Below are 25561 nucleotides of genomic sequence, written 5' to 3'. Positions count from 1 at the left end.
TAAAAAAAGCCCGCATCCGATAGGGATGCGGGCTTTTGATCGCCGTGGACGGCGGAAGCAATCAGCTTGCGACATGCTCGGCCAGGACCGTGAGGCCTGCCTCGTTAACCTCGGCAAAGCCGCCCTCGACCTCGATCACTTCGGGCGCGGCGCCCGCGGTCGCATAGATGGTCAGCGGCCCGTTGCGCAGCGTCGCCATGAAAGGCGCATGCCCTTCGAGCACCGAAAAATCGCCTTCGGTCCCCGGGACGGTGACCATATGGACGTCGGCGGTCCGCTCGAGGCGGGCGGGGGTGACGAGTTCGAACTTCAGAGCCATGATATGTCCTTAAACCCCTCCCGCGTGGGAGGGGCTCAATTTTGTTACGCGTCTTCGGCGAGCTTCGCGGCCTTGGCGACCGCTTCGTCGATGCCGCCGACCATGTAGAAGGCCGCTTCGGGCAGATGGTCATATTCGCCATCGACCACCGCCTTGAACGACTTCACCGTGTCTTCGATCGCCACGAACTTGCCGGGGATGTTGGTGAAGACTTCGGCGACGTGGAAGGGCTGCGACAGGAAGCGCTGGATCTTGCGCGCGCGGGCGACGACCAGCTTATCTTCTTCCGAAAGCTCGTCCATGCCGAGAATCGCGATGATGTCCTGCAGCGACTTGTACTTCTGCAGCGTTTCCTGAACGCGGCGGGCGGTCTCATAATGCTCCTGGCCGACGATCGCGGCGGTCAGCACGCGCGAGGTCGAATCGAGCGGATCGACCGCCGGATAGATGCCGAGTTCCGAAATCGCGCGGTTCAGCGTCGTCGTCGCGTCCAAGTGGGCGAACGAGGTTGCCGGAGCCGGGTCGGTAAGGTCATCCGCGGGAACGTAAATGGCCTGCACCGAGGTGATCGAGCCCTTGTTCGTCGAGGTGATGCGTTCCTGCAGCGCGCCCATGTCGGTCGACAGCGTCGGCTGATAGCCCACGGCCGAGGGAATACGGCCGAGCAGCGCCGACACTTCCGAACCCGCCTGCGTGAAGCGGAAGATGTTGTCGACGAAGAAGAGCACGTCCTGGCCTTCCTGGTCGCGGAAATATTCGGCGATCGTCAGACCCGAGAGCGCGACGCGGGCACGGGCGCCCGGCGGTTCGTTCATCTGGCCGAACACCAGCGCAACCTTCGAACCTTCGGGGGTCGGGTTGCCGTCCTTGTCCTTGGCGATAACGCCGGCGTCGAGGAATTCGTGGTAGAGATCGTTGCCTTCGCGGGTGCGTTCACCGACGCCCGCGAACACCGAGGTGCCGCCGTGGCCCTTGGCGATGTTGTTGATCAGTTCCTGAATCAGAACGGTCTTGCCGACGCCCGCGCCGCCGAACAGGCCGATCTTGCCGCCCTTCGCGTAAGGCGCGATCAGGTCGATGACCTTGATGCCGGTGACGAGGATGCTCGTTTCGGTCGACTGGTCGACGAATTCGGGAGCCTTGGCGTGGATCGGCGCGGTGGCGGTGGCGTTCACCGGGCCGCGTTCGTCGATCGGATCGCCGATGACGTTGAGGATGCGGCCGAGCGTCTGCGGACCGACGGGGACCGAGATCTGCGCGCCGGTGTCGACGACGGGCTGGCCGCGGGTCAGGCCGTCGGTCGCGTCCATCGCGATCGTGCGGACGGTGTTCTCGCCGAGGTGCTGCGCGACTTCGAGGACAAGGCGGTTGCCGTTGTTGTCGGTTTCGAGCGCGTTCAGAATTGCGGGGAGCTGGCCGGTGAACTGGACGTCGACGACGGCGCCGATGACCTGTGCGATGCGGCCCGTGGCGGTGCCGGTGCTTGCAGCCTTGGGAGCGGCAGCCTTCTTCGGCGCAGCGGCCTTGGGCGCGGCGGCCTTCTTGGCAGGAGCCTTCTTTTCAGCGGGAGCGGTAGCCATGGTCTTCTTCCTTGGGTTGATCGATTAGAGCGCTTCGGCGCCCGCGATAATTTCGATGAGTTCGGTCGTGATCGCCGCCTGACGCGTGCGGTTGTAAACGATGGTCAGCTTGTTGATCAGGTCGCCCGCGTTGCGCGTCGCATTGTCCATCGCGGTCATCGACGCACCCTGTTCGGACGCGGCGTTTTCAAGGAGGCCCTTGAAGATCTGGATCGTGATGTTGCGCGGCAAGAGGTCGGCGAGGATCGCTTCCTCGTCGGGCTCATATTCGACCGCGGCGCCGCTCGATGCCGGAACGTCGACCGGGGCGGGAACGGGGATCAGCTGCTGGCCGGTCGCTTCCTGAAGGAGCGCCGAACGGAACTTCGAATAGAAGAGATGCGCGACGTCGAAGACGCCCGCTTCGTACATCTCCATGACCTTCGCCGAAATCTCGTGCGCCTGGTCGAAGCCGATGTCGCGGATGCCGGTCGTCTCGTAAAGCTCGGTAATCTGGCCCGCGAACAGGCGTGCGATCACCGGGCGGCCCTTGCGGCCGATCAGATAGAAGAGAACCTTCTTGCCCTGCGCCTGCAGCTCGAGCGCCTTGTCGCGCGCGGCCTTGACAATGTTCGAGTTGAACGCGCCCGCAAGGCCGCGGTCGCTGTTGAGCACGACGAGCAGGTGCGTGTCGCTCTTGCCGGTGCCGGCGAGCAGCTGCGGCGCCGAATCCGACGCGCCGACCTTCGACGCGAGGCTCGCGACGACGCCTTCGAGACGCTCGGCATAGGGGCGCGCGGCCTCGGCCGCGGCCTGCGCCTTGCGAAGCTTGGCGGCCGCGACCATTTTCTTGGCCTTGGTGATCTTCTGGGTCGATTTGACCGAGACGATGCGCCCTTTGAGTTCCTTCAACGAAGCCATTTAAGCCCCTCTTTGCGTCCCGGCCGGGCCGGGATGCGGAAAGCGATTAAGCGAAGATCTTGGCGAAGGCGTCGAGCGCCGCGACCAGACCCTTTTTGGCGTCGTCGCCAAGGTCCTTGGTGTCGCGGATCGTCTTCAGCACATCGCCATGGTCGCTGCGCAGATAGGCGAGCATCGCCTGTTCGTAGCGCGACACGTCGGTCGTCGCGACATTGTCGAGATAACCGTTGGTGCCGGCGAAGATCGACGCGGTCTGCTCTTCGAACGGCATCGGCTGGAACTGCGGCTGCTTGAGGAGCTGCGTCAGGCGCGCGCCGCGGTTGAGCAGCTTCTGCGTCGACGCGTCGAGGTCCGAACCGAACTGCGCGAAGGCTTCCATTTCGCGATACTGGGCGAGCTCGAGCTTGATCGAGCCCGACACCTTCTTCATCGCCTTGGTCTGCGCGGCCGAGCCGACGCGGCTCACCGACAGACCGACGTTGATCGCGGGGCGGATACCGGCGTTGAACAGGTTGGTTTCGAGGAAGATCTGGCCGTCGGTGATCGAAATCACGTTGGTCGGAATGTACGCCGAAACGTCGCCCGCCTGCGTTTCGATGATCGGCAGCGCGGTGAGCGAGCCCGAACCATTGTCGCTGTTCATCTTTGCAGCGCGCTCGAGAAGGCGGCTGTGGAGATAGAAAACGTCGCCGGGATAAGCTTCGCGGCCCGGCGGACGGCGGAGCAGCAGCGACATCTGGCGATAGGCGACGGCCTGCTTCGAAAGATCGTCATACACGATCACGGCGTGCATGCCGTTGTCGCGGAAATATTCGCCCATCGTCACGCCGGCGTAAGGCGCGAGATACTGGAGCGGAGCGGGTTCCGAAGCGGTCGCGGCGACGACGATCGAATATTCCATCGCGCCATTTTCTTCGAGCTGACGCACGATCTGCGCGACGGTCGAGCGCTTCTGGCCGACGGCGACGTAGATGCAGTACAGCTTCTTCGACTCATCGTCGCCGGCGTTCGCCTGCTTCTGGTTGATGAAGGTGTCGATCGCGACGGCGGTCTTGCCGGTCTGACGGTCGCCGATGATCAGTTCGCGCTGGCCGCGGCCGACGGGGACGAGGGCGTCGAGCGCCTTGAGGCCGGTCTGGACGGGTTCGTGAACCGAGGTGCGCGGGATGATGCCCGGCGCCTTCACTTCGACGCGCATGCGCTTGTCGGCCTTGATCGGGCCCTTGCCGTCGATCGGGTTGCCGAGGCCATCGACGACGCGGCCGAGCAGGCCCTTGCCGACGGGAACGTCGACGATCGTGCCGGTGCGCTTGACGGTGTCGCCTTCCTTGATCTCGCTGTCCGAGCCGAAGATCACGATACCGACGTTGTCGGCTTCGAGGTTGAGCGCCATGCCCTTCACGCCATTGGCGAATTCGACCATTTCACCGGCCTGGACATTGTCGAGGCCGTGGACGCGGGCGATGCCGTCGCCGACCGAGAGCACCGAACCGATTTCGCTGACCGTTGCGTCGGTCCCGAAATTGGCGATCTGGTCCTTGATGACCTTGCTGATTTCAGCGGCGCGGATTTCCATTGTTTAGCCTTTCATCGCCTGTGCGAAGCTATTGAGACGGGTACGGATGCTGCCGTCGATCAGCTGGCTGCCCAGCTGGACGACGAGGCCGCCGAGGATGGCGGGATCGACGGTCGTGTCGACGGTGACGTCGCGCCCGACACGGGATTTGAGGTTCGCGGTCAGCTCCTTGAGCTGCGCGGCCGAAAGCGGATGTGCGCTGGTGACCTTGGCGGTCACTTCGCCGCGGTGATCGGCGACGATCGCGCCGAAGGCGTCGATCATTTTCGGCAGATCGGCGAGGCGGCGGTTCTCGGCGAGCACGCCGAGGAATTTCGCGGTCAGCGAATCGAGCTTCAGCGACTTGGCGACCGCAGCGATCGCCTTGGCGGCGTCGGTACGGCCGACGACCGGGCTGGCGATCAGCGCCGACAGGTCTGCCGAATCGGCGAGGCCGGTCTTGAGCGTCGCGAGGCTCTTGGCCACCGCGTCAATCGCGTTCGATTCGCGCGCCAGATCGAACAAAGCGACCGCATAACGGCCCGCGAGGCCCGCCGTGATGTTGCCTTGAATGCCGCCGGAATTCTCCACGCGTGAAAGTCCTTTTCTACGATCCCGTGGGGGATGGGTCGCGCTCTTTTCGGGGATATTCGACGAATGCCCCCCACGCGAAGTCGCGGCGCGCCTAGCAACGATTTTGCTGCAATGCAAGGCGGGGGTGGGGCTAATCAAGGCTCACCCCCAAAGCCGTTCGCCCTGAGCTTGTCGAAGGGCCGTTCTTTCTTCAAAAGTTCCGCAAAGAAGGACGGGACTTCGACAAGCTCAGTCCGAACGGATGAGAGGGACGATGATGGGCGAGATGATCCGGATGACGATGGACGATGGCGCCGAGATCGCTGTCTATCATGCGGCACCTGTGGGCGAGCGTCGGGGCGGGCTGGTCCTGATCCAGGAAATCTTCGGGGTCACCGACCATATCCGCGAGATGTGCGACGATTTTGCCGCCGAGGGCTATGAGGTGCTGAGCCCCGCGCTCTTCGACCGCGAGCATCCGGGGTTCGAGAGCGACTATTCGGGCCCGCAGTTCCAGCGCGCGGTTGAGCTCGCGCGCGAGCTCCATCCGTTCGAGCAGAGCCTGAAGGATGCGCAGACGTGCATCGACGCGCTCAAAGGAAAGGGCCCGGTGTTCATTACCGGCTATTGCTATGGCGGCTCGGTCGCGTGGCGGATGGCGCAGATCAGCCCCGACCTCGCCGCATCTTCGGCCTTTTACGGCAGCCTCGTGCCCACGATGTTCAAGGACGAGGCGCCCGCCTGCGCCGCGATCGCCCATTTTGGCCGTTACGACGACGGCATCCCGATGGAGGGCGTCGAGGCGCTGATCGCGAAGGATCATCCGACTGCGCAGATTTTCGTTTATGAAGCGGGGCACGGGTTCAACAGCGACCGGCGCAAGGATTATCACGAGGCGAGCGCCGATCTGGCGCGCGAACGGACGCTGATGCTGTTCAGGGCGTGCGGGGGATAAGCCCAGCGCAGGGGAGGGCGCCATGCATCTGACGGTTGTTTTGCTGACCATGCTGGTCCTGCCGGCGGCGTCGGTATTGATCGAACGCTGGACCGGGGCGGGGACCGCGCCGCTATGGCAGCTTGTCGGCAAATGGTTCGTCTTCTGGGGCGTCGGCGTGCGGCTGTTGATCGCGGGAGCAAGGCAGATCGTGAAACCCGAGCTGACCGCGACGGGCATTTTCGGCGTGACCGACAAGGCGGCCTTTCCGCTCGCGCAGGAACTGGGGTTCTGGAACCTCACGGTCGGGCTGATCGCGATCGCGTCGATCAAACGTCCCGACTGGGTGGTGCCGATGGCGATCGCGGGGATGCTTTTCTATGCGATGGCGGGTGCGCTCCACGTCACGAACAAGAGCCGCGAATTTTCGGAGAATGTCGCGATGATCTCCGATCTCGGCATGGCAGCGCTGCTCCTGACGTTCCTCGTCGCGACCTTTCCGGTATGGAGAGCGGCGTGAAGCTTGTCTTCATCCATGGCCCTGCTGCGAGCGGCAAGCTGACCGTCGCCCGCGAACTTGCCGCGCGCACCGGGCTGTCGCTGTTCCACAATCATCTCGTCGTCGATGCGCTGCTCGCGGTTTTCCCGTTCGGCAGCCCGGCCTTTGTCGAGCTGCGCGAGCGGATGTGGATGGATGTGTTTCGCGCTGCCGCCGCCGAAGGGCGCTCGCTCATCTTCACCTTTCATCCCGAAGCGAGCGTCGCTCCCGATTTCCCGGCGCGCGCCGTGTCCATTGTCGAGGCGGCGGGCGGGACGGTCGACTTCGTCGCGCTGCATTGTGCGCCCGACGTGATCGAAGCGCGGGTCGCGGCGCCGTCGCGGCAGGCCTGCGGCAAATTGTCGTCGCTGGCGCTGCTCCGCGAACTGGAAGCGCAGGGTGCCTTTGCCTACCCGCCGCTGCCGCCGGCCGCGGTCGACATCGACAGCGGCATGTTGTCGCCGGCCGATGCAGCCGCGCATATTGCCGACGCGCTTGGCCTTTACCCGGACCCGTCAGTTTCCGGTTGAAGCCGCAGCCGCCCCCGCCGCAGGCTGGCAGCGATAGACGAGCCGTTCGTTGGGAGTCGCGGGAAGCGCGCTGCGGATCGCATCCTGCTGCGCCGCGAGGCCGGCAAGTTCGTCGGGATTGGCGGTGCAGCTCTTGAGCGTGATCGCCGCGCGCGTCTCGCGCGCCTTCGCCATCGTCTCGGCATCGAGCAGATAGCGTTCGACGCGATAGTCGCGTCCCGCCGAATCGATCGACGCAACGGTGACGGTCGCTTCCTCGTTCGGCACGAGAATGCGCTGCCAACGGTCGTCCGACGCCTGCGTATATTGGGTGCGGCCGTTGACGCAGCCGCCCTTGCCGATGCTGATCGGCACGTCGGTCGTCGCCGATACGGTGATGCGGCTGCGGTCGGGGCGGATCGTGCAGAGCAGATTGCCCTGTGCGAGTTTGGGCGCCTCGGTGACGGCGGCGGTCGCCGCTTCCTCGGCGATTTCGGCGTGCGCGTCGGGACGCGTGGCGAACAGGACCGCAGCGCCAAGGATCAGCACCGCGCCCGCGCCGCCCGCGATCTTCGCGTTGCGCAGATTCTTCTGATTGTAGAAGAGCAGGCCGGCGCCGGCAGCGAGCGCGCCGATCACGAACAAGACGCCCGCGAGCGCGATGCGATTTTCGCGCGACGCCAGCGCCTCTTCTTCGGCGCGCGCCTGCTTGAGGTCGCGGTCGAGCTTGGCGGCGGCGTCCTTCGCGGCATTGGCTTCGGCGCTTGCGCGCGATTCGGCGTCGATCGCGGCGCGGTCGCGCGCGTCGGCCTCGGCGAGCGACAGGCAGGGGGTGCCGACGCTGGTATATTGCTGGTCCGCATCGGCGAGGAAGCGCAGCAGCTCGCGCCCGGCGATGGCGAAGGCGAAGGGCGAATCGCCGTCGTCGGCGCGGGTGATCGCGGTGTTGATCCCGGTGATGCGGCCGCATTGGTCGACGAGGGGACCGCCCGAATTGCCGCGCGAAATCTTCGCGGTGTGGATCAGCATCGCGACGCCGTCGACCGACTGCATGTTCGACATATTGCCTTCGCTGCGCGTCGGGGTGCGCGGGGTGATATAGTCGTTGGCGCTGCGCGCGGTCGCGAGGTCGACGTTACCGGGATAGCCCAAGGCGACGACATCGGCGCCCGAATCGAGCGGGCCGGTATAGATCGCGGCTGCGGGCAGGCGGCCCTCGGTAATCTCGACCAGCGCGAGGTCGCGCGCCGTGTCGATCGCGATCAGCTTGCCGGCAAAGCTCTTCTGCCCCTCCGACGGGACGACGCCCAATGCGACATTGTCGGGATATTTGGCGGCCGATTCGACGACATGCGCGTTGGTGACGATGCGCGTCGGCGAGATTGCGATGCCGCTGCCGTGGCCGAAACCGACGACCTCGCCATCGACCATCGCGACGGTGACGACGCGCACGACGCTGCGCGACGCGGCGCTGATATCGTCGGCGGCGCGCGCCGGAATCGACAGGGGCAGCGAGAGGGTGACGAGGGCGAGCAGCAGCGCGAGGAGGCGGGTCATGGCGCGCACACTAGCCGTCCAAACTTTGAACGCAAGCATCGGGACGCGGCGTGAATCGGGTCGTGGCATTGAAGGTCCAACAGTCGAGAAAGGATGTTCCGATGACCTATTCGATCCGGGGACTCAGCCCCGAACCCTTCGCTCCGCTCTTCGCGCTCGACGATGCGGCGCTTGCGGCGATCAACGCGCGCCGCGTCACCGCGACGGCCGATCGCGGCTTTCCGTGCCGCGTCAGCCTTGCAGATGCAAAGGCGGGCGAGGAACTGATCCTGCTCCATCACACCAGCCACGACGTCGAAACGCCGTATCGCAGCGCCTATGCGATCTATGTGCGGCCGGGCGTCGAGGCGGCGAGCTACTGCGACGAACTGCCGCCGGTGTTCGAGGGGCGCCCGCTGGCGCTCCGCGCCTTCGATGTCGGGGGCATGCTGCAGACCGCGCGGCTCGCCGGACCGGGTGAGGCCGACGCCGCGATCCGCGACCTGTTCGCCGACACCGGCATTTCCTATATCGATGCCCACAACGCCGCGCATGGCTGTTTCGCCGCGCGGATCGAGAGGAATTGACCATGGACTTCGGGGCCATGACCGACGACGAGCGTTGGGAAGCGGTGCAGGCGCGCGACAAGGCGCAGGACGGCCGTTTCGTCACCGGGGTGCTGACCACCGGCATCTATTGCCGGCCAAGCTGCGCCGCGCGCCACCCGTTGCGCCAGAATGTCCGCTTCTTCGCCGACGGCGATGCGGCGCGCAGGGCAGGCCTCCGCCCGTGCAAGCGCTGCCTGCCCGACGATGTCGCGCGCGACGACAGCGCGGTGATCAAGGCGATCGCCGCGATCAAGGGCAGCGAGGAACCGCTGGCGCTCGCCGACCTCGCCGCGCGCACCGGCTATTCGCCGACGCATTTCCAGCGCGTCTTCACGCGCCACACCGGGCTGTCGCCCGCCGCCTATGCCCGCGCGCTGCGTGACGAACGCGCGCGGCAGGCGCTGAGCGACGGACGCCGGGTGACCGACGCGATTTACGATGCGGGCTTTTCGGGGCCGTCGCGCTTCTATCAGAATATGGAAGGGCGCATGGGCATGACCGCGTCGGCGTGGGTCAATGGCGGCAAGGGCGCGACGATCCATTGGGCGGTCGTGCCGACCAGCCTTGGCGATATGCTCGTCGCGGCGACCGACAAGGGCGTGTGCCGCCTGAGCTTCGACGAAGGGCGCGAGGCACTGGAAGAACGTTTTCCCGCCGCCGAACTGGTCGAGGGCGGCGAGGAATTTGCGGCCTTGCTCAAACAGGTCGTCGAGGCGGTCGAGGCGCCGGTGAACGGCTTCGACCATATCCCGATCGACGTGAAGGGCACCGCCTTTCAGGAAGCCGTGTGGCGCGAACTTCGGAAAATTCCGGGGGGCGAGACGCGCAGCTATGCCGACATCGCCGCCGCGGTCGGCAAGCCCAAGGCGGTGCGCGCGGCGGGAAGCGCGAATGGCGCGAACAATGTTGCGGTGCTGATCCCGTGCCACCGTGTGGTACGGAGCGACGGGTCGCTTGGCGGCTATGCCTACGGCCTGCCGATCAAGGAAGAATTGCTCAAGAGGGAGAGTTTTTGATGTCCGATAAAATTGCCGAGTTCCGCGCGCTGCACGTTCCGGGCAATCCGCTGATCCTGATCAACATCTGGGACGCGGGGAGTGCGAGAGCGGTCGTAGGCGCCGGGGCCAAGGCGATCGCGACGGGCAGCTTCGGGGTCGCCGGCGCGCAGGGCCGCGCCGACGGCGAGGATTTCCCGCTCGATGACGCGCTCGAAAATCTGGAACGCATCCTGTCGGTCACCGACCTGCCGGTCACGATCGACATGGAGGCGGGTTATGGCGCCGATCCGGCGGCGGTCGGCGTCTCGGTCGGCCGCGCCAAGGCGGCCGGCGCCGCGGGGATCAATATGGAGGACCGCCTACCCGGCGCGACCGACCTGCTGCCCGTGGCCGAGGCGGTCGCACGCTATCGTGCAGCCGCCGACACCGGCATCTTCATCAACGCGCGCTGCGATACCTTCCGTGGAGCCGATGCGGCGAAGGACGGCGACGCGCTCGTCGCCGCGACGCTCGAACGCGCGCGCGCTTACGCCGACGCGGGCGCCGGATCGCTCTTCGTGCCTTTCCTGCTCGACCCGAAATGCATCGGCGCGATCTGCGAGGCCTCGCCGCTGCCGGTCAATATCCTGCGCGGCAAGGGCGGGCCGACGCACAAGGAACTCGCCGCGCTCGGCGTCGCGCGGATCAGCCACGGGCACCAGCCCTGGGCGGCGGCAATGGCGTGGCTGGCCGCGCAGGCAGGCCAGGTGATGGGCGGTGCCGAACCCGATTATTGACGGTCAGTCGGCGGCATCGGCGGCGGCAGGGTCGCCCTTGCCGCTGGCGCGCCGATCGCGCATCGCCTCGAGCCGCGCGAGCATCGCGTCGCCCCGGCCATTGTCGTGCGGATCGAAGGCGACGCTTTTCGCCAGCCGCAGCGCCGGGTCGAATTCGCCCCGGTCGGCGAGGGCGAAGGCATAGGCGACGCGCATTTCGATATTCTCCGGCGTCAGGGTGAAGGCGCGTTCGAGCGCCTTGATCGCCATGTCGCTCGGCCGTTTGCCCTCGGCCCGAAAGCTGTCGAAATAGGCGTAGAGCGGTACGGCGTCGTCGGGATCGGTGCGGTTGGCGAGCTGGATCGGTCGGCGCGCCTCGCGCCAGGCGGCGGGGTCGTCCTCGCCCTTCTCGCGCAGCTGATGCAGCTTGAGCCGTCCCAGCAGCACATTGGCGCGAACATGGTCGGGCCGGGCCGCGAGCACCTTGTCGAGCGCGGCCTGCATCGCCGCAAGGTCGCGCTTGTCCCTGTCCATATCCCATTCGGCCGCCGCGAGTTCGAACTGGACGTCGGCGTTGGCGGGCTGTTCGGCGGCAAGCTCGCGCAGCGCGTCCCGCGCTTTCGTCAGCCGCGCGGCATCGCTCCGCGCATTCAGCCGTTCGAGCCGCAGCATGACGACGGCGTCCTCGTCGGCCGACAGCGACGTGATCCTGATATTGGTCGAGACGGGGATCGCATCGCGCGTGGTGTTGTAGCTGAGTTTGCCCTGGATATAGCGATTCAGGTCCTGGTCGAGCGCCGCAAGGTCCCCGAAGGCGTCGGTCGCCGCCTGCCTGGGTTCGGTGCCCGCGTTGATCGCATTGGTATAGGTGTTGATCTGGTCTTTCCGCGCGGCGCTTTGGAAGAGCATGTGGGTCAGCACCCAGGCGCGCCCGTAATAGACGTCGATTTGCCCGCTGCTGCGCATGGTGCGCGGTTGTTCGAGCAACAGCCTGTCCGCCGGTATTTTCGGCATCTGCAACAGGCCGTAGGCGCGGCGATAGACTGGTTGCCCGACCATCGCCCGGCCCTGCTTGTCGAAATCGACGGTCGAATAATATTCGGCGAAGCCCTCGATGAGCCAGGCGGGGAACGCCGCGCGCAGGTGCCGCTTCATGAAATGGTGGCTATATTCGTGAAACAGCACCTGCTGCGATGCCGATGTGCCGATGACGGCGCTGGGGTTGTTCTGGCGAAAGGACATGGCGAAGCTGCCGTCGCGGTCCTGCCGGTAGAAGCCCGCGATCGACGCGCGGCTCGACCCGGTTGCCAATTCTGCGACATCGCCCATGGCGGGTACCAGGTAGATCGGCAGCTTGCTTTCCTCGCCGGGGGCTTCAACCTTGAAGAGCAGGCGCAACGTCGTGTCGAACCGCTGCAGATTCTGCGCGAACTCGCGCAGCGACTTCTCGTTGCTCTCGCTATAGATGATGAAGCTGTCGGTGTCGGCGCGCAGCCATTTCGCCTCGGCCGGCCCCGTCTTGGCGACCATCGCGATCCCGGCCAGGCAGGCCAAGGCAATCTTGTTCATTCTGCGCCCCCGCATATAAGTCATGCGATGCTGCCAGCGCTTGTTGTTACAGTAAAGCTCTGTTTCGCCTAAACAAAGCTATAAGGATCGATGTCGATCGCGAGGCGCGCTTTCGTGGGCCAGTCGATGCGGCCGACCCAGTCGCGGATCGTCCCTTGCAGGTCGAAGCTTCTCGGCGCGTGGAGCAACAGGCGGAAGCGATGTCGGCCGCGCAACATCGCGAGCGGGGCAGGGGCGGGGCCATAGACCGCAAGGCCCTCGGCGACCGGCGCCTTTTGCCCCAGCCGCTGCGCGACGCCGCGCGCGACCTCGATATCCTCCGACGATATGACGAGTGCGGCGAAGCGGCCATAGGGCGGCGCGCCGGCGAATTTGCGCGCTGCGGCCTCGGCCGAGTAGAAGCCGTCGCGGTCGTTCGCGACGAGCGCGGCCATCACCGGCGCCTCGGGCACGCGCGTCTGGATCAGCACCTCGCCGGGCTTCACCCCGCGTCCCGCGCGTCCCGCGACCTGCGCGATCTGTTGGAAGGTGCGCTCGGAGGCGCGGAGGTCGCCGCCATCGAGGCCGAGGTCGGCGTCGACGACCCCGACGAGCGTGAGGTTCGGGAAATGATAGCCCTTGGTCACGAGCTGCGTGCCGATGATGATATCGACGAGGCCGCCCTCGACATTGTCGACGAACTCGGCGGCCTTGGCGGGCGACCATAAGGTGTCGCTGGTGACGATGGCGACGCGCGCCTCAGGGAAACGCAGCGCGACCTCGTCGGCGACGCGCTCGACCCCGGGGCCGCAGGCGACAAGGCTGTCCTCATCCTCGCACTCGGGGCAGAGCCGCGGCGGCGGCATGACATGGCCGCAATGATGGCAGGCGAGACGGTGGACGAGGCGGTGCTCGACCATCCATGCGGTGCAGTTCGGGCACTGGATGCGGTGACCGCAGGTGCGGCAGAGCGTGAGCGGCGCGAAGCCGCGGCGGTTGAGGAACAGCAGGCTCTGCTCGCCCTTTTGCAATCGGTCGGCGAGTGCGTCGACGAGCGGCGGTGCGAGCCAGCGGCCGCGGTCGGGCGGGTCCTGCCGCATGTCGATCGCCGCGAGGTCGGGCAGCGTCGCGCCGCCGAAGCGCGCGGGGAGCTGGATGTGGCGATAGCGCCCCGCCTCGACCATCGCGAGGCTTTCGAGCGCGGGGGTCGCGCTCGCGAGGATGACCGGCAGCCCTTCGAAATGCCCGCGCATCACCGCGACGTCGCGCGCGTGATAATGGACGCCATCCTCCTGCTTGAAGCTCGTCTCATGTGCCTCGTCGACGACGATCACGCCGAGATTGGCATAGGGCAAGAACAGCGCAGAACGCGCGCCGATGACGATCTTCGCTTCGCCTGCGGCAATGCTGTGCCAGGCGCGGCGGCGTTCGGCCGAGCGCAGCCCCGAATGCCATGCGACGGGCTCGCAGCCGAAGCGCGCGGTAAAGCGCGTCAGCATCGGTTCGGTGAGCGCGATTTCGGGGAGCAGGACGAGCGCCTGCTGGCCCGCGTCGATCGCCGCCGCAATCGCCTCCATATAGACTTCGGTCTTGCCCGACCCGGTGACGCCGTCGAGCAGAAGCGTGTCGAATTTCCCGGCATGTACCGCGTCGCGGAGCTGCCCGGCGGCGGCGGTCTGTTCGTCGGACAGGTCGGGCGGGGCAAAGCCGCTGTCGGGTTCGGGATAGGGCACGTCGGCCGAGACGGTGACGGCTTCGAGCGCGCCGGTGTTGATCAGCCCGCGGATCACCGCGTCGCTGACCTCGGCGAGCGCGGCGAGTTCGCGCACCATGCCCTGCCGCTCGCCAATCTGTTCCAGTGCCACCGTGCGCTGCGGTGTCATCCGCGCCGGGAGTTCGCCCGTGGCGCGATATTCGACGATCGGGCGCCGCGCGTCGGCAAAGGCGACCCCGGGGAGCACCATGCGCAGCACCGCGCCCGGCGGCGCGAGATAATAGTCGCTCGTCCATTCGACGAGACGGCGGAGCGGCGCCGCGATCGGCGGGACGGGCACGACCTCGTAGAGGTTGCGCAGGCGGTTGTCGCCGACCGCCTCGGGCGCGCCGAAGCTGGCATCCTCCCACACCACGCCGCCGAGGCGCCGCGGGCCGAGCGGCGCAATGACGACGCTGCCGAGCGGCGCCTCGCTCTCGCGCGGGACGCGATAGTCGAGTGGGCCGAGGGCGGCGGTGAGGAGAAGGACGCGGGCGCGGGTCATGGATGGGAGAGGATATAGGGCGGCGGGTAAAATAGGAAAGCGGTGTGGTTGACGATGGCCGGTGACGACCGGTTGTGGCCGATAGACGCGTGAACCCCGGCGAAAGCCGGGGCCCAGAATTCCGACGCTAACCTTGCGCTTTTCCGCACTGGGCCCCGGCTTTCGCCGGGGTTCACATAGGGCAGCCCACCACCCCCAAGCAGACGTCCGCCGACGGCTATGTCGAAGCCAAATCCGCCTTCTTCACCTTACGCTTCACTGGTTTCGGCCGCTTGAACCAGAAGGTCCATACGGCGAGGCTGCCGAGCATCGTCAGCGCGAGCCCCGAGATCGTCAGCAGGATGCGCCACGTCCAGCCGCCGACCTTCGACGCGTGGATCGGGAAGGCCATGTTGAACGCCTGCGCGCCGGGGGCGAGCTTCAGCGCGTCGCGCGCGCCGAGCAGTTCGCCCGTCGCGGCGTCGAACGCCAGTGTCGAGCGGCCGTTGGGGAGCCATTCGGCGGGCTGTTTCATGCGCAGGCTGATCGGGTCGCCGGGCTTGCGCGGCAGGCTGAGGATGCGGAATTCGGCGTCGGGGAAACGGCGCCGCGCTTCGGTCAGCATCGCGGTGTAATCGGGCTTTCCGGCAAGCGGGCCTCCCTTGTATTTTGGCGGATCGAGCGCCTTTGCGGTCTCGGCGATCGGGCCGAAGGGCGCGACCACTCCCAAGGCGAAGGGGCGGAAGATCATCATCGTGCCGGTGACGATCGAGATCAGCAGCAGGGGTGCGACGACGATGCCGAGGTCGCGGTGGTGCATGACGATCGACGGGCGCGACATGCGTTTCGGCCACAGGCGGAGCTGGAAGGTCTTGCGCGTGCGCCACCAGAGGATGACGCCCGAGATGATGAAGAAGAGACCGCACAGTCCCGCGATCCCGATCACCCATTCGCCATTGTCGCCGGCGAACAGATGGTGATGGAAGTCGAAGATCCAGAGTTCGGGCCGCTCCCACTGGCTCGCCCAGCGCGTGACAATCTCGCCCGACTGGTTCGCATAGGCGCCGGCTTCCTTGCCGAGGCGGAGTTGGTGCAGCCCGAAACGTTCGTCGGCATAGATGATGCCCTGCGCGCCAGGTGTTGCCATCAGCCGCTCGGTGGTCGCGGCGACCGTCGTCAGGTCGCCGCGCAGCGGATCGCCGGTCCCCGGAAATCCGATCCACAGATAGTCATAGAGCAGGATCGTGCCCGACAGGCCGAGCAGCGCGAGCACGAGGCCGATCAGGCCGCCGGTCCAGCGGTGGAGCGTGTCGAGCAATTTCATCATGTCGGAAGTACCAGATCCTAGAAACGATAGTCCCAGCCGAGCGTGAACGTCCGTCCGCGTCCGGTAAAGAAGCGGGCATTGTCGGTCGCCGCCACGGTCGAGCGGATCGTCTGGCTGTTATAGGTGACATAGTCGACATCGAACAGGTTCGAAGCCGCCAGCGTGATCCCGCCGAGGCGCGGCAAGTCATAGCGCAGTACCGCATCTGTCAGTGTGTAGCCCGAAAAGGCGGTATTGGCCGGCGCACCGTCGAACCGGCGGTCGAGATAAAGGCCCGCCTGCACGCGCGCGGACACCGGCCCGCTGTTGTAGCTGGCCCAGAAATTGACGCGGTCGGGCGAGATGTTCGCACCGTCGAGGTCGATATCGACCTTGTCGTCCTTGTTGCTGTCGGTGCGGCCGGACAGATGGGCGTAGCCGGTGCCAAGCTTCAGCCCGTCCAGCGGAAGCTCGACCGCGAGATTGATTTCGAAACCCTCGATTTCGATGCGCTGGCGCTGGACGTCATAGACGCCCCCGCTGTTCAGGACCAACAGGCCGCCGTCTTTTGATGTCGACCAGAAATAGGACGCGCTGGCATCCAGCGGGCCGCGCTTGATCTCGATGCCGATCTCGCGGTTGTTGGAAATGACGGGGGTGACGTTGACATCCTCGATGCGGAAATTCGGCTGGGTCGCGCCGTTGACCGCCCGCAAGATGCGGCCGACGTCGGCGATCGAATAGCCTTCGGCATAGCTGGCGTAGGCCCGGATGCCCTGCACAGGCTCGACGATCAGGCCGCCGTTGATCAGCAGATCGTCGAAATTGCGCGTGCCGCCGCTGACACGGGCCGAATTATACGAGGCCAGCGTCACATAATCGTCGACCTTGAGCTGCCCATTCTCCCAGCGCGCGCCGCCCGCTACGCGTACTGCGCCGTCGAACAGTTTGAGATTCGCCTGGCCGAAGGGGGCAAGGGTGCGGAAGGTCGTGGGCGGGACCCAATAACGTCCTGTCGCGAGCAAACCTTGCTGGGTCTTGTCCCACATCGAGTCGAACCCGAGCGTGATGTTGAGCGCGTCGAAAAACTGCCGTTCATAGCTGACGCGCGCGCCGAGCTTGCGCGAGCGGTTCGCCGACTGGTCGAACAGGGTGCCGATGGGGGCGATGCTGGCGTCCTGGAAGGTCGCGCTCACATCGCCACCGAAAATATCGCGCGACCGGTTGAAGAAGGCCTGGAAGACCAGGTTTCCGCCGCCAAGATCGGTATCGGTCAGCGTCAGATTGACCGTTTCGACGCGATTGGAGGCGGCTTCGCCCTCTATGTCGCCCCGCTGCGAGCTGGTGGGAAGGCCGGTCGCCCGGTTGCCCGCGACCTGTATCCAGTCGCCATTGCCCTCGAGGTTGAAGCGCGTGGCGAACAGTTCGATGCGGGCGGTCGAGGACAGGTCGTACCCGAGGCGCGCAAAGAAGCTGAGGCTCTTGCTGTCCTGCACATCGCCCTGCGTATTGTCGATGCCCACGCGGCGACCCGCGCCATCATAATAGAGGCCGCGCGTTTCATAGGCGACGCCGCCGGTCACATCGAAACTGCCCTGGCGATAGGCGAGCAGTCCGCCGAGCTTGCCGCCAAAGCTGTTGTCTTCAAAATTGCCCGTCGATCCCTGCACCAGCGCGCGGCCGGAGAGGCCGTCTTCGTGCGGCGCCTTGATCACCACCTGATTGACCACACCGCCGGTCGCGCCAATTCCCTGCAAGGCGTTCGATCCATAGATCAATTCGACGCGATCGAGGAAAAAGGGATCGATCGTATAGCCGTCGCGCGATCCGTCGCGGATCGGGGTCGATTGCGGGATGCCGTTGATCGCGTAGAGCGGCGAGCGGCCGCGCAGCGTTTCGCCGGAGCCCGAGAGTTTCTGGCGCGTCGGGGAGAAGCTGGGTGTCAGGTTTGCGACCGCATCGATGACCGACCCCGCGACCGCGACCTGCTGATCCAGGCTGTCCTTGGAAATGACATCGATCGTCAGCGGCAGCGCGTTCGGCGGCAGGGTCGTGCGCGCCGCGGTGACGACAATCGTGCCCTCGCTCTCGTCACCATCGGCGACCGGCATGGTATCCTGCGCGAAAGCGGGCGAGGAAAGCGCCGTGCAAGCGAGCGCGACGAAGACGAATTTGCGATTCATGGGGAAAGCTCCTGTTTTCGGAGCGCGCGCTAGTGCGAACTATTCTCAAAAGCAAGAAGAAAGCCGAATTTTCCTTCGACCTTGGGAGAGGGGGACAGGCCGGTCAAAGCGCGCTATCATCCTCGCAATGCGGGAAAAGGAACTACGCTTCGCCCTGATTTGCTACGGCGGCATCAGCCTTGCCGTCTATATGCATGGGATCACCAAGGAGATCTGGCGGCTGGCCGCGGCGTCACGCGCCTTTCATGACGGCGACGGGATTACGGGCTCGGGCGGGGTGTATCGCGACCTGCTCGCGGCGATCGCCGAGCATGGCAGCGTCAAGCTCCGCGTCCTTCCCGATATCGTCGCGGGGGCGAGTGCGGGCGGGATCAACGGCATCTTCCTCGCGCGCGCGCTCGCCACGGGCAAGTCGCTGGATCCGCTGACCGAGCTGTGGCTGACCGATGCCGACGTCGACAGCCTGCTCGACCCCGATGCGCGCCCGCTCTCCGCCATGACAAAATTCTGGGCGGTGCCGATCGCGGGATGGGCGATGAAACGCCGCGGCAATGCCATCGACCGCACCGTCGGCGAAGATGCGCAGGACGAAGTGCGCGCCAAGCTGTCGCGCTTCGTCCGCGCGCGCTGGTTCGAGCCGCCCTTTGGCGGCGTCACCTTTTCGAACCTGCTGCTCGATGCCTTCGACGCGATGGATGCAGGGCCGCACGGGCCGCCGCTGGTGCCCGCGGCGCAGCCGGTCGACCTGATCGTCTCGGTGACCGATTTTGCCGGACATAAGGAGCAACTGATCCTCAACAGCCCGCCGCGGGTGACCGAACAGGAGCATCGGTTGATGATGCACTTCCGGCACGACGGCCGCGCGGGCCGGCGGCTCGACGACGTGCCGGGACTGGTTGCGGCGGCGCGCGCGACGGCAAGTTTTCCGGGCGCCTTCCCGCCTTTCACCTTGCGCGAGCTCGACACCGCGCTCGAAAAACGCGGCGTCGAATGGCCGGGGCGCGATGACTTCATTCGTGCACAGCTGCCGCGCGTGCCCGACAGCGATCCCGCCGATCGCGTGCTGATCGACGGCGCGGTGCTCGCGAATGCACCCTTCCGCCCCGCGATCGCGGCGCTCAAACAGCGCCCGGCGCGCCGCGAGATCGACCGTCGCTTCATCTATATCGACCCTAAACCCGATTATAAGGCGATCAGCGTCGGCAAACCCGGCGAAGCCAGTGAACAGGGCCAGCTACCGGGTTTCCTGCCCACGATTCTCGGCTCGTTGTCGGCGATCCCGCGCGAACAGCCGATCCGCGAGAATATCGAGATGATCGAGGGCATGTCGCGGCGCATCCGCCGGATGCAGCACATTATCGACGCGATGAAGGTCGAGGTCGAGGAGCAAGTCGCGGCGCTGTTCGGCACAACCTTCTTCCTCGACACGCCGACCCCGGCGCGGCTCGCCAAATGGCGTGCCAAGGCGCAGGATCAGGCGGCGGTGCGCGCGGGCTTCGCTTACGCGCCCTACGGTCATCTCAAGCTGTCGGCGGTGATCGACGAACTCGCGAATATCGTCGACCGCCTCGTCCCGCCCGAGGGCCCGGTGCATGTCATCAACCGCCGCATCGCGATGTGGACCGAGGCGCGCGCGCGCGGGCTCGACCGGATTTCGGGCAAGCGGGGCACGGGCGCGAGCAGCGAGGCGATCGAGTTTTTCCGTACCCACGATCTGGGTTTCCGCATCCGGCGCCTGCGCTTCCTCGCGCGCGAACTTGATGCGTCGGTCGAGGCAGCACGCGAAAAGCGCGATCCGGACTGCGAAGAGATGCGCGAGACGATCTTCACCGCGCTCGGCAAATATCTCGAGCGTGAGGGTGACGCCTGGCTCGCCGACCTCGATGTGCCGGCCGATACCGAACCCGGCCATTGGATCGATGCGATCGCGGCGCGGCGCGACCTCGTCGCGCTCGACGCCGAAACCGACGAGGTGATCGCGGCGGCGCTTGCGAAGCTGCCCAAGGACGACCGGCGGACGATGCTCTTCGCCTATCTCGGCTATCCCTTTTACGACATCGCGACCCTGCCGCTGCTCCAAGGCGAGGGGTTCGACGAATTCGATCCGATCAAGATCGACCGCATCTCGCCCTCGGATGCGACCGCGATCCGCACCGGCGGCGCGGCAGCGATGCTGAAGGGGGTCGAATTCAACAGCTTCGGTGCCTTCTTCAGCCGTGCGTATCGCGAAAATGATTATCTGTGGGGGCGGCTCCACGGCGCCGACCGGCTGATCGACATCGTCGCGAGCAGCGTGAACGGCGACGGCGCGGTGCCCGCCGACGAATTGAAGACGATCAAACGCCGCGCCTTCCACGCGATCCTCGATGAAGAGGAGGGGCGGTTGCCGAAGGTGAAGGCGCTGATCGACGAACTCCGCGGCGAGATCGGCGCGCGCTGAGAGCTCAGACGGTCACTTCGCCTGCATCGACGAGCAGCTTCAGCATGACCGCCGCGCCGCATTGCTGCGACTTGGCCTTGGTGTTGAAACGCCCGTCGGCGGTATATTTGCCGCTCTCATAATGGTTGGAAAAGCTCCACAGATAGGGGGTCGGCACGGCAGTGCCGCGATAGCCGAAACCATTATAGGCCTCGAAGCGGAACAGGATGCGTTCGAGGTTCCAGTCGGTCTTGCCGGTGAAACCCAGCAGCTTGAGCGCGTCTTTCGCACTCCAGTCCCAATCGGTCGGCGGCGCCCAAACCAGCGGACGGCCCGCCGGCACCTTGCGCGTCCGTCCGGTGAGCGGATGGTCGCCATTGTGCAGGTGGGCGAGAAAGTTGAAGCTCGCCTCGAGCCCGTGGATGATGCCGATGACATACCAGGGAACCCCGGTGTCGAGCGCGACCCGGTCATAGGTCGGGCGCGACGTCTTGAGCATCGTCAAATACCAATCGGTCGACGGCTTGTACCGGTCGCGCAGCGTCATCGTATCGAACAGGCGGCGATATTCGTCCTTCAGTGCCGCATAGTTGCGCGCGCGGCTGAGTGGCGGCGGGGCCGGTTTCTTGGGGGCCGCAGGCGCCGCGCTGGCAAGCAGGACAGGCCGGGCGGGGGCGCGCCGATAGGTGTCGATTATGAAGGGCGCGAGCGAGATAGGACCGTCATTGTCCCAGTCAAGCTGCCGATCGCTGCCCGAGGTGAAGCCGCGAAGAAGGTCGGGGATTTCATGTTCGGCGCCGTGCAACTCGGCAAGGAGCGCGCCGGCCTGCTCGCCAAGCGCAGGGTCGACCCTTGCGCTGCGGTCGATCAGCGCGACGAGCCGCGGCATCGCCAGACGATAGAGCGACCCCGGAATATCGGCGGGCGACAGGTCGCCGTCGAAGCGCAGCGGCGTATCGGGAAGCTTGGCGCGGTCGGCGTCGCGTTCGAGCCGGCGCAGCGCGTCGACAATCTCGGCCGCGCGGAGTGCCTCGCCCGGCAGCAGCCGGCTCACTTCGCCGGGCAATTTGAGGCCGAACAGGTCTGTCTGCTGCGTGGCGGCGTGCGCGCGCGTCGCCGCAAGAGCGATCAGGCTGGCGCCCCAGCCGAGCAGGGTGCGCCTGGGAATTTCGGTGATCGGCATCGACTCACTCCTCCCGGGCGGGAGGCTATCATGCCGGAGCGACCGAGTCTTGCCGAACGCCGATCCACCGCATCGCGACGGATCAGTCGGTCAGATCGTCCCACATTTCCTTGATGCGGCCGAAGAAGCCCTGGCTCGCCGGACATTCTTCACCGGTCTCGGTCTCGCGGAACTCGCAGAGCAGTTCCTTCTGCCGCGCGGTGAGCTTCGTCGGCGTCTCGACGTCGATCTGGACAACGAGGTCGCCGTGGCCGCGGCCGTTGAGCACCGGCATGCCGGCGCCGCGCTGGCGGAGCTGCTTGCCCGACTGGATCCCTGCGGGAATATTGATGTCGTGCTTCTTGCCGTCGAGCCCGGGGATGCTGATCTCGCCGCCGAGCGCGGCAGTGGTGAAGCTGATCGGCGCGCGCGTGAACAACGTCGTGCCCTCGCGTTCGAAGACCTTGTGCCGCGCCATGTGGAGGAAAATATAGAGGTCGCCCGGCGCCGCACCGCGTGCGCCGCTCTCGCCTTCGCCCGACAGGCGGATGCGCGTGCCCTCGTCGACCCCCGCGGGGATGTTGACGGTCAGCGTCTTGCGCCGGTCGACGCGCCCCTCGCCATGGCATGTGTTGCAGGGATCGGCGATGACTTCGCCCGCGCCCTGACAGGCCGGACAGGTGCGCTCGACCATGAAGAAACCCTGCTGCGCGCGCACCTTGCCGTGGCCGGCGCAGGTCGTGCAGCGGTTGGTCTGGGTGCCGGGCTTGGCGCCCGATCCGTCGCACGTGTCGCAGCGTGCCGCGACATCGACCTGAATCTCGCGCGTGACGCCGGCAAAGGCATCCTCGAGCTTGATCTCCATGTCATAGCGCAGGTCCGCGCCGCGCGCGGGACCGCGCTGCTGGCGCCCGCCGCCGCCGAATGCCGATCCGAAGATCGATTCGAAAATATCGCCGATGTCGCCGAAGTCGCCGCCATTGCCGCCGCCGAAGCCGCCCGCACCGCCGTTGACGCCCGCCTTGCCGAAACGGTCGTAGGCGGCGCGTTTTTGCGGATCCTTCAGGCAGTCATAGGCTTCGCTGATCGCCTTGAAGCGCGCTTCGCTGTCATCGCACCCCGGATTCTTGTCGGGGTGATATTTCATCGCGAGCTTGCGGTAGCTCGCCTTCAGCGCGGCGTCGTCGGCAGTGCGCTCGACTTCCAGCAGTTCGTAATAATCGATGTCGAGTGACATAGGTCAAACAGGCCCCCTCCGGCCCGCCGGACCCGCATGAAACGGATCCGGCAGGGGAGTTTCTTACTTCTTGTCGTCTTCGACTTCGGAGAATTCGGCGTCGACGACGTCTTCGTCGCTCTTCGCTTCGCCCGCAGCTTCGTCACCGCCGGGGGATGCGGCCGACTGCTGCTCCTTCTCGTAGATCGCCTGGCCAAGCTTCATCGCGACCTGCGCGAGCGCCTGGCTCTTTTCGGTCATCGCGGCGGCATCGCCGCCTTCGACCGCGGTCTTGGCTTCGGCGACCGCGGCTTCGATTTCCGACTTCAGCCCCGCGTCGACCTTGTCGCCATGCTCGCGGAGCTGGCTTTCGGTCGAGTGGATCAGGCTTTCGGCGTTGTTCTTCGCCTCGGCCGCCTCACGGCGCGTCTTGTCCTCTTCGGCGAACTGCTCGGCGTCCTTGACCATCTGGTCGATGTCCGCGTCGCTGAGCCCGCCCGAGGCCTGGATCTTGATCTGCTGTTCCTTGCCGGTGCCCTTGTCCTTGGCATGGACCGACACGATGCCGTTGGCGTCGATGTCGAAGGTCACTTCGATCTGCGGTACGCCGCGCGGTGCGGGCGGGATGCCGACGAGGTCGAACTGGCCGAGGATCTTGTTGTCCTGCGCCATTTCGCGCTCGCCCTGGAACACGCGGATCGTCACCGCCGACTGATTGTCGTCGGCCGTCGAATAGACCTGCGACTTCTTGGTCGGGATCGTCGTGTTGCGGTCGATCATCTTGGTCATGATGCCGCCCAGCGTCTCGATGCCGAGGCTCAGCGGGGTCACGTCGAGCAGCAGCACGTCCTTGACGTCGCCCTGCAGCACGCCCGCCTGGATCGCGGCGCCGATCGCGACGACTTCATCGGGGTTCACGCCGGTGTGCGGTTCCTTGCCGAAGAAATCTTTCACGACTTCGCGGACGCGCGGCATGCGCGTCATGCCGCCGACGAGCACGACTTCGTCGATCTCGCTCGCCGAAATGCCGGCGTCCTTGATCGCCTTCTTGCAGGGTTCGAGCGTGCGCTTGACGAGGTCCTCGACCAGCTTTTCGAGGTCCGAACGCGTGATCGTCTTCACAAGATGCTTCGGCCCGTTGGCGTCGGCGGTGATGAAGGGCAGGTTGACCTCGGTCGTCGCGGCCGACGACAGTTCGATCTTCGCCTTTTCGGCGGCTTCCTTCAGGCGCTGGAGCGCGAGCTTGTCGCCGCGAAGGTCGATGCCTTCGTCCTTCTTGAAGCCGTCGGCGAGATATTCGACGATCTTGCTGTCGAAATCTTCGCCGCCGAGGAAGGTGTCGCCGTTCGTCGACTTCACTTCGAACACGCCGTCGCCAACCTCGAGGATCGAGATGTCGAAGGTGCCGCCACCAAGGTCATAGACCGCGATCGTCTTGTTCTCGGTCTTGTCGAGGCCATAGGCGAGCGCGGCCGCGGTCGGCTCGTTGATGATGCGCAGCACTTCGAGGCCCGCGATCTTGCCGGCGTCCTTGGTCGCCTGCCGCTGCGCGTCGTTGAAGTAGGCGGGAACGGTGATGACGGCCTGCTCGACCTTTTCGCCCAGATAGGCTTCGGCGGTTTCCTTCATCTTCTGAAGGATGAACGCGCTGATCTGCGACGGCGAATAATCCTCGCCGCCCGCCTTGACCCACGCGTCGCCGTTGGCGCCCTTGACGATGGTATAGGGGACGAGTTCCATGTCCTTCTTGGTCATGGGATCGTCGAAGCGGCGGCCGATCAGGCGCTTCACCGCAAAAATCGTGTTTTCGGGGTTGGTGACGGCCTGGCGCTTCGCCGGCTGGCCGATCAGGCGCTCGCCATCCTTGGCAAAGGCGACGATCGACGGGGTCGTGCGCGTGCCTTCGACATTTTCGATAACCTTGGGTTTTCCGCCTTCCATCACCGCGACACAGCTGTTCGTGGTGCCGAGGTCGATCCCGATCACTTTGGCCATTGGTATTCAGTCCTTGTTGCTTCTCCGGCGCCCTGAAAAGGCACGCCGTCCATGGGTTTATGGGGGCGATATAGGTGCGCTAATCCTTGGCACAAGGGCTTTCAGGGCTTATCGAGGGCGGGAAACGACGCGCTTTTACGGAGTCCTCCCAAAATGAAACCTTTTGCGATCCTTGCACTCGCCGCGCCCGCGCTGGCCCTGACGGCTTGCGGCGATAATCTGGTCGCTGCCAAGCCGCTTAACGTCGTCAGCGGCCACATCGTGATGGGGGCGACGCCCGACCGTCCGGCGGTCGGCTATTTCCGTGTCCAGGGCGGGCCGCAGCCGGTCCAGCTCGTCGCGGTGACCGCCGACCTCGCGCAGCGCGTCGAGATGCACGAAAGCGTGCGCGAGAATGGCGTCGTGACGATGAAGCCGCTGCTCCGCGCCGATGTGCCCGCGAAGGGCGATCTGGTGTTCAAGCAGGGCGGCAAGCATCTGATGATCTGGGGGATCAACGGCGCCGCGGTGCGCGCGGGCAAGTTGCCGATGGCGTTCGTCTTCACCAACAATAATAATGAGCGCATCCTGTTCGACATGGTGATCAAGCCGGCCGAAGGCGCCGAGGCGGCCGCCGATCATGGCGCGATGGATCATGGTGCGATGGAAAAGGGCACCGAAAAGGCGGCCCCGGACGCTGCGAAGAAATAA

At 65.8% G+C, this 25561-nt stretch carries 21 protein-coding genes; 8 read left to right on the top strand and 13 right to left on the bottom strand.

The window, feature by feature from the left end; genetic code table 11:
* Positions 1-61: 61 nt before the first annotated feature.
* The 5 genes from GGC65_RS11490 to GGC65_RS11470 are packed head-to-tail and all read right to left on the bottom strand — an operon-like array spanning position 62 to position 4945.
* A complete protein-coding gene (locus tag GGC65_RS11490; RefSeq protein WP_192647280.1) occupies positions 62-319 on the bottom strand; it encodes an ATP synthase F1 subunit epsilon in 258 nt (85 codons plus the stop codon).
* A 44-nt stretch (positions 320-363) separates the two neighbouring features.
* Complete coding sequence (gene atpD / locus GGC65_RS11485) at positions 364-1899, bottom strand: F0F1 ATP synthase subunit beta (RefSeq protein ID WP_225940784.1); 1536 nt, start codon at positions 1897-1899, stop codon at positions 364-366.
* A 24-nt stretch (positions 1900-1923) separates the two neighbouring features.
* Entirely contained in the window at positions 1924-2799 is an 876-nt protein-coding gene (locus GGC65_RS11480) for a F0F1 ATP synthase subunit gamma (protein ID WP_192647279.1), read from the bottom strand.
* A gap of 46 nt (positions 2800-2845) precedes the next feature.
* Positions 2846-4375 (bottom strand): F0F1 ATP synthase subunit alpha, encoded by a 1530-nt coding sequence (gene atpA, locus GGC65_RS11475; protein ID WP_192647278.1) that lies wholly within the window; start codon positions 4373-4375, stop codon positions 2846-2848.
* 3 nt (positions 4376-4378) lie between these two features.
* Positions 4379-4945, bottom strand: coding sequence for a F0F1 ATP synthase subunit delta (locus GGC65_RS11470; protein ID WP_192647277.1), 567 nt, complete (start codon positions 4943-4945; stop codon positions 4379-4381).
* 256 nt (positions 4946-5201) lie between these two features.
* On the opposite strand from GGC65_RS11470, the gene GGC65_RS11465 reads away from it, so the two are divergent.
* From GGC65_RS11465 to GGC65_RS11455, 3 genes are read left to right on the top strand one after another with little or no spacing between them, the layout of a single operon-like run.
* Positions 5202-5882 (top strand): dienelactone hydrolase family protein, encoded by a 681-nt coding sequence (locus tag GGC65_RS11465; RefSeq protein WP_318780156.1) that lies wholly within the window; start codon positions 5202-5204, stop codon positions 5880-5882.
* Positions 5883-5904: 22 nt separating this feature from the next.
* Complete coding sequence (locus tag GGC65_RS11460) at positions 5905-6381, top strand: DUF6790 family protein (protein ID WP_192647276.1); 477 nt, start codon at positions 5905-5907, stop codon at positions 6379-6381.
* The gene (locus GGC65_RS11455; protein ID WP_192647275.1) at positions 6378-6929 is read left to right on the top strand and encodes an AAA family ATPase; all 552 of its coding nucleotides are present in this window, start codon (positions 6378-6380) and stop codon (positions 6927-6929) included. Before GGC65_RS11460 ends, GGC65_RS11455 begins: the two co-directional genes overlap by 4 nt.
* On the opposite strand, the gene GGC65_RS11450 is transcribed toward GGC65_RS11455, so the two are convergent.
* A complete protein-coding gene (locus GGC65_RS11450) occupies positions 6915-8465 on the bottom strand; it encodes a S1C family serine protease (RefSeq protein ID WP_192647274.1) in 1551 nt (516 codons plus the stop codon). The two genes, GGC65_RS11455 and GGC65_RS11450, sit on opposite strands and share 15 nt — an antisense overlap.
* 101 nt (positions 8466-8566) lie before the next feature.
* On the opposite strand from GGC65_RS11450, the gene GGC65_RS11445 reads away from it, so the two are divergent.
* Genes GGC65_RS11445 through GGC65_RS11435 form a run of 3 tightly spaced genes read left to right on the top strand, consistent with a single transcriptional unit; the run spans position 8567 to position 10826 of the window.
* Positions 8567-9031, top strand: a complete 465-nt coding sequence (locus GGC65_RS11445; RefSeq protein ID WP_192647273.1) for a DUF1203 domain-containing protein — start codon at positions 8567-8569, stop codon at positions 9029-9031.
* 2 nt (positions 9032-9033) lie between these two features.
* Positions 9034-10068 (top strand): bifunctional DNA-binding transcriptional regulator/O6-methylguanine-DNA methyltransferase Ada, encoded by a 1035-nt coding sequence (gene ada, locus GGC65_RS11440; RefSeq protein ID WP_192647272.1) that lies wholly within the window; start codon positions 9034-9036, stop codon positions 10066-10068.
* Positions 10068-10826, top strand: a complete 759-nt coding sequence (locus GGC65_RS11435; RefSeq protein ID WP_192647271.1) for an isocitrate lyase/PEP mutase family protein — start codon at positions 10068-10070, stop codon at positions 10824-10826. The genes ada and GGC65_RS11435 overlap by 1 nt, the downstream gene beginning before the upstream one ends.
* A gap of 3 nt (positions 10827-10829) precedes the next feature.
* On the opposite strand, the gene GGC65_RS11430 is transcribed toward GGC65_RS11435, so the two are convergent.
* The 4 genes from GGC65_RS11430 to GGC65_RS11415 all read right to left on the bottom strand — a co-directional run bounded on the left by GGC65_RS11430 (position 10830) and on the right by GGC65_RS11415 (position 18079).
* Positions 10830-12374, bottom strand: coding sequence for a tetratricopeptide repeat protein (locus GGC65_RS11430; RefSeq protein WP_192647270.1), 1545 nt, complete (start codon positions 12372-12374; stop codon positions 10830-10832).
* A gap of 68 nt (positions 12375-12442) precedes the next feature.
* Entirely contained in the window at positions 12443-14611 is a 2169-nt protein-coding gene (locus GGC65_RS11425) for a primosomal protein N' (protein WP_192647269.1), read from the bottom strand.
* 217 nt (positions 14612-14828) lie between these two features.
* Positions 14829-15914: a PepSY-associated TM helix domain-containing protein gene (locus tag GGC65_RS11420; RefSeq protein ID WP_192649504.1), complete on the bottom strand. Its 1086-nt coding sequence runs from the start codon at positions 15912-15914 to the stop codon at positions 14829-14831.
* A gap of 20 nt (positions 15915-15934) precedes the next feature.
* Positions 15935-18079 (bottom strand): TonB-dependent receptor, encoded by a 2145-nt coding sequence (locus GGC65_RS11415; RefSeq protein ID WP_192647268.1) that lies wholly within the window; start codon positions 18077-18079, stop codon positions 15935-15937.
* 127 nt (positions 18080-18206) lie between these two features.
* On the opposite strand from GGC65_RS11415, the gene GGC65_RS11410 reads away from it, so the two are divergent.
* Complete coding sequence (locus GGC65_RS11410; RefSeq protein ID WP_192647267.1) at positions 18207-20519, top strand: patatin-like protein; 2313 nt, start codon at positions 18207-18209, stop codon at positions 20517-20519.
* A 4-nt stretch (positions 20520-20523) separates the two neighbouring features.
* On the opposite strand, the gene GGC65_RS11405 is transcribed toward GGC65_RS11410, so the two are convergent.
* The 3 genes from GGC65_RS11405 to dnaK all read right to left on the bottom strand — a co-directional run bounded on the left by GGC65_RS11405 (position 20524) and on the right by dnaK (position 24871).
* On the bottom strand, positions 20524-21681 hold the full coding sequence (locus GGC65_RS11405; protein WP_192647266.1) for a hypothetical protein: 1158 nt from the start codon (positions 21679-21681) through the stop codon (positions 20524-20526).
* Positions 21682-21763: 82 nt separating this feature from the next.
* On the bottom strand, positions 21764-22897 hold the full coding sequence (gene dnaJ / locus GGC65_RS11400; RefSeq protein WP_192647265.1) for a molecular chaperone DnaJ: 1134 nt from the start codon (positions 22895-22897) through the stop codon (positions 21764-21766).
* Between the two features lie 63 nt (positions 22898-22960).
* Positions 22961-24871 carry a molecular chaperone DnaK gene (gene dnaK / locus GGC65_RS11395; RefSeq protein ID WP_192647264.1) on the bottom strand — a complete coding sequence of 637 codons (1911 nt, stop codon included), beginning with the start codon at positions 24869-24871 and terminating at the stop codon, positions 22961-22963.
* A 153-nt stretch (positions 24872-25024) separates the two neighbouring features.
* Between dnaK and GGC65_RS11390 the strand changes: the two genes are divergently transcribed.
* The gene (locus tag GGC65_RS11390; protein WP_192647263.1) at positions 25025-25561 is read left to right on the top strand and encodes a copper chaperone PCu(A)C; all 537 of its coding nucleotides are present in this window, start codon (positions 25025-25027) and stop codon (positions 25559-25561) included.

Source organism: Sphingopyxis sp. OAS728, from assembly GCF_014873485.1.
GTDB lineage: Bacteria > Pseudomonadota > Alphaproteobacteria > Sphingomonadales > Sphingomonadaceae > Sphingopyxis.
The sequence above is the reverse complement of the archived record's forward strand: the minus strand, read 5'-3'. Positions and strand labels throughout refer to the sequence as shown.

Coding starts and splice junctions, on each gene's coding strand:
- GGC65_RS11445 (WP_192647273.1), top strand. CDS start 8,567: ATGACCTATTCGATCCGGGGACTCAGCCCCGAACCCTTCGCTCCGCTC.
- atpA (WP_192647278.1), bottom strand. CDS start 4,375: ATGGAAATCCGCGCCGCTGAAATCAGCAAGGTCATCAAGGACCAGATC.
- GGC65_RS11490 (WP_192647280.1), bottom strand. CDS start 319: ATGGCTCTGAAGTTCGAACTCGTCACCCCCGCCCGCCTCGAGCGGACC.
- GGC65_RS11420 (WP_192649504.1), bottom strand. CDS start 15,914: ATGAAATTGCTCGACACGCTCCACCGCTGGACCGGCGGCCTGATCGGC.
- dnaK (WP_192647264.1), bottom strand. CDS start 24,871: ATGGCCAAAGTGATCGGGATCGACCTCGGCACCACGAACAGCTGTGTC.
- GGC65_RS11415 (WP_192647268.1), bottom strand. CDS start 18,079: ATGAATCGCAAATTCGTCTTCGTCGCGCTCGCTTGCACGGCGCTTTCC.
- GGC65_RS11405 (WP_192647266.1), bottom strand. CDS start 21,681: ATGCCGATCACCGAAATTCCCAGGCGCACCCTGCTCGGCTGGGGCGCC.
- GGC65_RS11480 (WP_192647279.1), bottom strand. CDS start 2,799: ATGGCTTCGTTGAAGGAACTCAAAGGGCGCATCGTCTCGGTCAAATCG.
- GGC65_RS11435 (WP_192647271.1), top strand. CDS start 10,068: ATGTCCGATAAAATTGCCGAGTTCCGCGCGCTGCACGTTCCGGGCAAT.
- GGC65_RS11460 (WP_192647276.1), top strand. CDS start 5,905: ATGCATCTGACGGTTGTTTTGCTGACCATGCTGGTCCTGCCGGCGGCG.
- GGC65_RS11430 (WP_192647270.1), bottom strand. CDS start 12,374: ATGAACAAGATTGCCTTGGCCTGCCTGGCCGGGATCGCGATGGTCGCC.
- GGC65_RS11450 (WP_192647274.1), bottom strand. CDS start 8,465: ATGACCCGCCTCCTCGCGCTGCTGCTCGCCCTCGTCACCCTCTCGCTG.
- ada (WP_192647272.1), top strand. CDS start 9,034: ATGGACTTCGGGGCCATGACCGACGACGAGCGTTGGGAAGCGGTGCAG.
- GGC65_RS11390 (WP_192647263.1), top strand. CDS start 25,025: ATGAAACCTTTTGCGATCCTTGCACTCGCCGCGCCCGCGCTGGCCCTG.
- GGC65_RS11465 (WP_318780156.1), top strand. CDS start 5,202: ATGATGGGCGAGATGATCCGGATGACGATGGACGATGGCGCCGAGATC.
- GGC65_RS11425 (WP_192647269.1), bottom strand. CDS start 14,611: ATGACCCGCGCCCGCGTCCTTCTCCTCACCGCCGCCCTCGGCCCACTC.
- atpD (WP_225940784.1), bottom strand. CDS start 1,899: ATGGCTACCGCTCCCGCTGAAAAGAAGGCTCCTGCCAAGAAGGCCGCC.
- dnaJ (WP_192647265.1), bottom strand. CDS start 22,897: ATGTCACTCGACATCGATTATTACGAACTGCTGGAAGTCGAGCGCACT.
- GGC65_RS11410 (WP_192647267.1), top strand. CDS start 18,207: ATGCGGGAAAAGGAACTACGCTTCGCCCTGATTTGCTACGGCGGCATC.